Annotated in this window: 6 protein-coding genes; all 6 read right to left on the minus strand. The window is 74.1% G+C overall.

The window, feature by feature from the left end; genetic code table 11:
- Window positions 1-105: 105 nt before the first annotated feature.
- The 6 genes from AC3EVP_RS05680 to AC3EVP_RS05705 all read right to left on the minus strand — a co-directional run bounded on the left by AC3EVP_RS05680 (window position 106) and on the right by AC3EVP_RS05705 (window position 7,293).
- Window positions 106-1,206 (minus strand): HAD-IIIC family phosphatase, encoded by a 1,101-nt coding sequence (locus AC3EVP_RS05680; protein WP_435126780.1) that lies wholly within the window; start codon window positions 1,204-1,206, stop codon window positions 106-108.
- Window positions 1,207-1,329: 123 nt separating this feature from the next.
- A complete protein-coding gene (locus AC3EVP_RS05685) occupies window positions 1,330-2,451 on the minus strand; it encodes an acyl-CoA dehydrogenase family protein (protein WP_335984208.1) in 1,122 nt (373 codons plus the stop codon).
- Between the two features lies 1 nt (window position 2,452).
- Window positions 2,453-2,734: a phosphopantetheine-binding protein gene (locus AC3EVP_RS05690; protein WP_335984207.1), complete on the minus strand. Its 282-nt coding sequence runs from the start codon at window positions 2,732-2,734 to the stop codon at window positions 2,453-2,455.
- A complete protein-coding gene (locus AC3EVP_RS05695; RefSeq protein WP_335984206.1) occupies window positions 2,731-3,597 on the minus strand; it encodes a 3-hydroxyacyl-CoA dehydrogenase family protein in 867 nt (288 codons plus the stop codon). Before AC3EVP_RS05695 ends, AC3EVP_RS05690 begins: the two co-directional genes overlap by 4 nt.
- Before the next feature lie 73 nt (window positions 3,598-3,670).
- Window positions 3,671-6,451 carry a condensation domain-containing protein gene (locus AC3EVP_RS05700; protein WP_435126783.1) on the minus strand — a complete coding sequence of 927 codons (2,781 nt, stop codon included), beginning with the start codon at window positions 6,449-6,451 and terminating at the stop codon, window positions 3,671-3,673.
- Between the two features lie 5 nt (window positions 6,452-6,456).
- Window positions 6,457-7,293, minus strand: a complete 837-nt coding sequence (locus tag AC3EVP_RS05705; RefSeq protein WP_435126785.1) for a hypothetical protein — start codon at window positions 7,291-7,293, stop codon at window positions 6,457-6,459.
- Window positions 7,294-7,318: the final 25 nt, after the last annotated feature.

Genomic DNA, 7,318 nt, shown 5'->3' on the forward strand with positions numbered 1-7,318 from the left:
GCTACGGTGCCTGCCCGCCGGTCTTCCGGCCGCGGTGGCGGCCGGAGGACCTGGGGGCTGCGACGGGGAGGAGGCGGGGCGGGAGGGCGTGCGGGGCGGTGGGCGTCAGCCGACCGGGTCCTTCTCGCCTGCCGCGGCGGCCAGTTCGGGGGCGGTGAGCCGCATCGTGGTCGGGGCGTCGCGGCGCTCGGCGTGCAGGTGGAGCTGCTGGACGCCCTCCGCGGCGGGTTCGCCGAGCACGGCGAGGCAGGCGCAGGGGTCGTCGGCGAAGCCGGCGAAGCGGTAGGCGATGTCCATCATGCGGTTGCGGTCGGTGCGCCGGAAGTCGGCGGCGAGGTGGACGCCGGCCCGGGCGGCCTGGTCGATGAGCCAGTTGAGGATGACCGCGCCGGCGCCGAAGCTGACCACCCGGCAGGAGGTGGCGAGCAGCTTGAGGTGCCACAGTTCGGGGTGGCGCTCCAGCAGGAGTACGCCGACCGCGCCGTGCGGGCCGAAGCGGTCGGTGAGGGTGACGGTGAGCACCTCGTGGTCGGGGTCGGCCAGCAGGGCGCGCAGTGCGGCGTCGGAGTAGTGGACGCCGGTGGCGTTCATCTGGCTGGTGCGCAGGGTGAGTTCCTCGACGCGGGAGATGTCCTCCTGGTCGGCGCGCTTGATCTCCATGACCAGGTCGAGGCTGCGCAGGAAGTCCTCGTCGGGGCCCTTGAAGGTCTCCTTCTCGGCTTCCCGGCGGGCGCCGGCCTGGTACATCTCGCGGCGGCGGCGGGAGTCGACGGTGATGGTCTCCGGGCTGAACTCGGGCCGTCCAGGGAGTGAGGTGGCCTGGTCGGCGGGGTAGCAGCGGACGTCGGGGGCGGCGTAGGTGACCTCGGCGCGCTCGGCGGGCTGGTCGTCGATGAACGCGATGGTCTTCTCGGCGAAGTTGAGGCGTTCGGCGATCTCGCGGACCGCGTCGGACTTGGGGCCCCAGCCGATCCGCGGGTGCACGAAGTACTCGGCCAGGCCCAGTTCCTCCAGCCGCTTCCAGGCCAGGTCGTGGTCGTTCTTGCTGGACACCGAGTGCAGGATGCCGCGGGAGTCCAGTTCGACCAGGGTGTCGAGGATGCCTGGGAACGGTTCGACGCTCGGGTCCTCCAGCAGGGTGCCGTCCCAGACGGTGTTGTCCAGGTCCCAGACCAGGCACTTCACGAGGGTGGGCTTGTCGGCCACGGGTTCTCCTACGGGCTTGGCTCGCGTCGGGGTGTCGCGCACCCGCGGACGCGAGCCGAGGGTGGTAACGGGCGGGCGCGGACGGCGGTACGTGCGCGGGGTGGGGCGGGGCCGGGCGGGTGCTCAGCCGGTCTTCGTGGTGGAAAGGACGTGGTCGGCGAGGATCAGCCGGCAGATCTCGTTGCTGCCCTCGATCAGTTCCATGAGCTTGGCGTCTCGGAAGGCGCGGGCCACCACGTGGCCGTCGGAGGCGCCGGTGGAGCCAAGCAGTTGGACGGCGGTGGCGGCGGCGCGTGCGGCGTGTTCGGCGCTGACGTGCTTGGCGAGGACGGCCATGGTGCCCATGTCGGGGGCGGCGGCGTCCCACTGCCGGCTGGCGTGCTCGCAGGCGCGCAGGGCGACCTGTTCGGCGACGAGCATGTCGGCGAGGTGGCCGCGGACCAGTTGGTGCTCGGCGAGTGCCACGTCGCCCTGGTGCCGCTGCTGCACGTGGCGGCCGGCGGCGGCCAGGCAGGCCCGCAGGATGCCGACGCAGCCCCAGCCGATGGACATCCGCCCGTAGGACAGCGCGGTGGTGAACAGCATCGACAGCGGCTGTCCGCCGCCGCCGAGGATGTGCGAGGCGGGCAGCCGGACCTGGTCGAGGCGGATGTCGGCGTGGCCGGCGGCGCGGCAGCCCATCGGGTGCGGGACCGGGTCGATGTGGACGCCGGGGGCGTCGACGGGGACGACGGCGGCGGCCGCGCCGTCGCTGTCGCCGTAGCGGCCGACGATCAGCACGAAGTCGGCGTAACGGGTGCCGGTGACCCACTTCTTCGCGCCGTCGACGACGAACCCGTCGCCGTCGGCCTTGATCCTGGTCCGCATGGCCGCCAGGTCGCTGCCGGCGCCCGGTTCGCTGAAGCCGACCGCGGTGAGTTTCCCGCCGGTCAGTTCGGCCAGCAGGGCGCGCCGCTGCTCGCGGTCGCCGAAGCGCTGGACGGTCCAGGCGACGATGCCCTGGGAGGTCATCACGGACCGCAGGGAGCTGCACAGGCTGCCGACGTGGGCGGTGAACTCGCCGTTGTCGGCGCTGCTCAGGCCCAGGCCGCCGAAGCGGGTGGGGACCTGGGCGCAGAGCAGGCCGCGGCTGCCCAGGGTGCGCAGCACGTCGACGGGCAGTTCGCCGGCGACGTCCCAGCCGGCCGCCCGGTCACCCACGAGGCTGGTGACCAGGGCCTGCTCGTCGGTCAGGGTCGCGGGCATCTCAGTCCGTCTCCGCGCTGCCCTGCAGGCGCAGCACCAGGTCCGTCATGCTCTGCACGGTGCGGAAGTTGTCCAGCTTGAGGTCGCCGCCGACGATGGCGATGTCGTACGCCTCCTCGAGGTGGACGACGAGTTGCATGGCGAACATGGAGGAGACCAGGCCGGAGGAGAACAGGTCCTGGTCGAGTTCGACGGTGGTCTGGATGCGCTCGGAGAGGAAGTCGAGGAGCTCCTTGTGGAGGGTCTCGGCGGTGAGCGTGGTGGTTTCGCGTTCGGTGGTCATGACGCGACCTTTCCGTAGTCGTAGAAGCCGCGGCCGGTCTTCCGGCCGAGGTCGCCGTCGCGCACCTTGGCGAGCAGCAGGTCACAGGGGCGGCAGCTCTCGTCGCCGCGGCGCTCGTAGAGCACGTTGAGGGAGTCGACGAGGTTCTCCAGGCCGATGAGGTCGCCGGTGCGCAGCGGGCCGGTGGAGTGGCCGAGGCAGCCTTCCAGCAGGCGGTCGACGGTCTCGACGGACGCCACGCCTTCCTGGACGAGCATGGCCGCGGTGTTGATCAGCGGGTGCAGCAGGCGGTTGATCACGAAGCCGGCGGAGTCCTCGATGACGAGGGACTCCCGGCCGAGCAGCGCGAGCAGGTCGGTGGCGCGTTCCAGGACGGCGGGGGAGGTCCGCGGGCCGCGGATGACCTCCACCATCTTGATCATGTACGAGGGGTTCATGAAGTGCACGCCGAGCAGGTCCTCGGGGCGCGCGGTCCACTCGGCCATCTCGTCGATGGGGATGCAGGAGGTGTTGGAGATCAGGGTGGTGCCGGGCGCGACGAGTTTGGAGGCGGCGCTGAGCACCTCCTTCTTGACGTCGGCGACCTCGGTGACGGCCTCGACGACGGTGTGGGCATCCACGATGTCGTCGAGCGACGCGGTGGTGGTGAGGGTGCCCTGCGGGCGGCCCTCGGGCAGGACGCCCATCAGCTGGGCGTGCCGCAGCTTCTGCCGTACGGTGCCGCGGGCCCGGTCGAGCGCGGTCTCGTCCACCTCGACCAGGACGACGTCGACGCCGTGGCCGAGGGCCAGTGCCGAGATGTTCGTGCCCATCACGCCGGCGCCGACGACGGCGAGCCGGTGCTCATCGAAAGCTGTGCTCATGGTCTCTTCCCTGGGGTCGGTGGGCCCGGTTCCGGCCGGCCGGTGCCGGGTCCGGCGGCCCGCTGGTTCCGGGTCATCCGCGTACCCTCGCGGCGAGGGCTGCGGGGGTCGGGTGGTCGAACACGTCGCGCAGTTGGAGCGCGGTGCCGGTGAGGTCCTCGACCTTCTGTGTCAGCACGGCGGCGAGCAGCGAGTGGCCGCCGGCGTCGAAGAAGTGGGTGTGCGCGGTGGCGTCGGCGTCGGCGCCCAGGAGTTCCCGGTAGATGCCGACGAGGTCGGCGACGAGCGGGTCGTCGGCCGCGGCGCCTTCGGCGGGTTCGGTGGCGGTAGCCGCGCCGGGTGCGGTGCGGGGGTGCCAGGTGAGGGTGGCGTCCGGCTGCCACTGGGCGGTCCGGCCGGTGCGGTGGCGCGGTTCGCCGGCTTCGCCGGGGGCTGTTCCGGCGCGTACGAGGCACAGTTCGCCGCGTACGCCGACGGGCAGTTCGCGTCCGTCGGGGGCGGCGACGAAGGCCCGGGTGCCGGCGACCGGCCGGCCGCCGCGGGTGCCGTCGGGGGTGGTGACCCGGCCCAGCAGGGCCCAGCCGGCGCTCTGCGGGGTGCTGTAGCCGGTGTACAGCCGGCAGTCCGCGGCGAGGAGTTCCTGCACGGCCCGGGGGGACAGGTCGTCGCCCGCGGCGAGCACGGTCAGGCCGGGCAGCCGGCCGCCCAGGTCCTCCAGCAGGGCGGGCGGGGTGCCCGGGGGGACGACGAGGACGCCGGCCGTGTGCTGCTGGGCGACCGCGTGCAGGGCGTCGGCGTCGCCGCGGGCCTGCTCGGGGGCGGTGACGAGGCGGCCGCCGGTGGTCAGGGCCAGCGCGGTGTCCAGGAGCGCTTCCGCGGTGCCGGGGCGGGCGAGGCTGAGCACGCAGGTGCCGGGCCGGACGCCGAGTTCGCGGGCGAGGTCGGCGGCGGTGGCGGCGAGGGCCGCGTGGCTCAGGGCGGTGCCGGCCGGGCGCCCGGCGTCCTCGTCGGCGGGCAGCAGGCCGGCGGTGGTGTCCGGGGCGGGTGCCGCGCCGGACGCGTCGCCGGGTGCGGTGGACTTCCCGGCGGCGGGCGCGGGCAGCGGAAGGACCGGGGGCGGGTCCGCGTCGGCGGGCAGGTGCAGCCCCGGCCCGGTGACGACGGCCTTCGCGCCGGCCTGCCGGGCCCGTCGCGCGAGCAGCGCCGGGTCCTCGGCGGGGTCGAGGGGCAGGCAGACCGCGCCGGCCCGCCAGCAGCCGAGCGCGGCGGCGGTCGCGGCGGCCGGCGGCGCCGCGACCGCCACGACGTCCGCGGCGCGTATCCCGGCGGCCGCGAGCAGGTCGCGGACGGCGTCCGCGGACGCGTCCACCTGGCCATAGTCGAGGGCCTGTACGCCATCCAGCACCGCCGGGTCGGCCGGTGCGCTGTGGGCGCGGGCGCGGAAGGCCGCGTCGACGGCGGCCGGTTGGCCGGACGCGGCGGCGGTGTGGGCCCGCTCGACGGTGGCGCGGTCGGCGGCGCTCCAGCCGGCCGTCACCGCCAGGGGCCGGTCGGGGTCCTGGGCCGCCGCAACGAGCAGGTCCTCGAACCGGGCCAGCAGGGCGTCGGCGCCGTCGCGGGTGAGCGTCTCGGAGTGACGGAGCATCAGTTCCGCGCCGGCCGGGGAGCCGACCAGTTCCAGGTCGAACTTGCTGTGCGGGTTCTGCACCGCCAGCAGCCGGGCCGGCATGCCGTCCACCCGCAGCTCGCCGACCGGCCGGTCCGGGAGGAAGTTGAACAGGTGGCGGAAGAGCTGGGTCTGCCAGGACGTGCCGATCCCCGGCAGTCCGGCGGTGATCTCGTCCACGGGGGTGCGGGCGTGCGCCATCGCGCCGAGGAAGGCGTCCCGGGCCTGGCGGGCGAGGTCGCGGAAGCCGCCGGCGAGGTCCACGCGGATACGGATCGGCACGACGTTGACGTGGTAGCCGATGGCGCCGCTCTGCCCGCCGCGGACGTCGACCGGGGAGCCGATCACCAGGTCGGGCCCGGCGCCGTGGGCGGCGAGGAGCGCGGCGTACGCGGCGAGCATCACCGCGCCGGTCGGGGCGCGTACCGCCCGCTGCAAGGCGACGGCGGCCTGCTGCGCGGCGGGGCCGAGCGTGCGGGTGGTGCTGGCTCCCGCGAGCATCGGCTGCCGGCCGCGCGGGGTGCCGCACCACAGGTCCAGCCCGGTCGGGTCGAAGCCGTCGAGGGCCTGGCGCCAGTGGTCGAGGTCGGCGGGGCGCGGCTCGGGTTCGGCCAGCGCCGGGACCGGGGCGGTGGCTTCCGCGGGCAGCGGGCGGCCGGCCGCGACGGCGTCGTAGACCGGGATCAGCGCCTGGAGCAGGACCCCGACCGAGACCATGTCGAACACCAGGTGGTGCACGGCCACGCAGAGCAGGTCGCCGTCGGCGGTGGCGGCGGTGCCGACCCGGATCAGGGGCCGCCCGTCGAGGGGGAAGGGCCGGTCGACGAAGGCCGTCAGGTCGTCCGCCACCGGCCCGCCCGACAGCTCCAGCGGCTCGACGGGAACGGCGAACTCCCCGGCCGGGACGACGTCCTTGTGCAGTTCGGCGCCGCGCGCGCGGAACACGGTACGCAGGACTTCGTAGCGTCCGGCCACCACCGCCAGGGCCGCGCCCAGGACGTCCGGGCGCAGCCGGCCGCTGACCTGGAGCGCCAGGCCCAGGTTGTTCACCCCGGTGCCGGGGACGAGTTGCTCCAGCAGCCAGAGCGCCTTCTCCTTGGCGGTGGTGGCCGCGGGGCGCGGATCGGCCGCCGGGGGCGCGGCCGCGGGCTCGGGGGCACGCGCCGGCGGGTCGGGCTGGAAGTCCATGTCGGTCAGAATTCGGCGTGGGCGAGAAGCGCGCGGACCGTCGCTCCGTCCCGCAGGAGGTCGGCATGGCCGATATCGATCGGTATGCGGCGGCCAATTGTCGCGGTGGCGTTCACGACGGTGGTGGCGCCGGTTTTCTCCAATTCGGCGTAGTCGGCCGAAGTGAAGCCGATGGCGCCTTCCCAGGCCTTGCCGGGATCGACCTCGGAGGAGGCCGCGAGCCAGGTCATGTACGACTCGAAAAGCAGCACCATCTCTTCGCAGCGGGACTCCGAGAGCCCGATCCGCCGGAACGCGGAACTGGCCATGCCCCGGTACAGGTCGACCATCTGCCCGGCCGCGTCGGCCATCGTGATGGACGGCGCTGCGACGATCTCGCCGGCCTGCTTGCGGCCCTGCTCCGCCTCCTCGGCGGTGAGCACCGGGCCGGCCTGCCCGATCATCTTGTGCATCTCCGACTCCAGCAGTTGCAGGTCGGCGAGTTGCGCGTCGAAGAGCAGGATCTGCGGCATCCGGCCGTGGATCTCGGCCAGCCGCTCGGCGACCTTGCCGGCGTACACGGAGCCGACGCAGTACCCGAGCACCGCCTTGACCTCGTACTTCTCCCAGTCCCCCGCGTGCATCCAGTGCTCGGTGTAGGAGTCGCCGGTCGGGCGGTCGGCCAGCCGCACCGGCGGCGGCGAGGTCTGGAGCACGCCCAGGCCCGACCAGCCGGCGCCCACGCCCGCGACGAGGTCCTCGAAGCCCGCCTCGTGGCGCCCGGCCGCGGGGAAGTCGACGCCGAGTACGAGCGCGTTCGAGGCGGGCTCGGCGATGACGCTCCAGGCACTCTCGTTCGGCACTTTTTCATCCCATCATCGGAGTTTG

It is taken from the genome of Actinacidiphila sp. bgisy144, from assembly GCF_057708105.1.

Excerpts from the sequence above, each read along its gene's own strand:
- AC3EVP_RS05685 (WP_335984208.1), bottom strand. The coding sequence starts at position 2,451 with ATGCCCGCGACCCTGACCGACGAGCAGGCCCTGGTCACCAGCCTCGTG.
- AC3EVP_RS05690 (WP_335984207.1), bottom strand. The coding sequence starts at position 2,734 with ATGACCACCGAACGCGAAACCACCACGCTCACCGCCGAGACCCTCCAC.
- AC3EVP_RS05695 (WP_335984206.1), bottom strand. The coding sequence starts at position 3,597 with ATGAGCACAGCTTTCGATGAGCACCGGCTCGCCGTCGTCGGCGCCGGC.
- AC3EVP_RS05700 (WP_435126783.1), bottom strand. The coding sequence starts at position 6,451 with ATGGACTTCCAGCCCGACCCGCCGGCGCGTGCCCCCGAGCCCGCGGCC.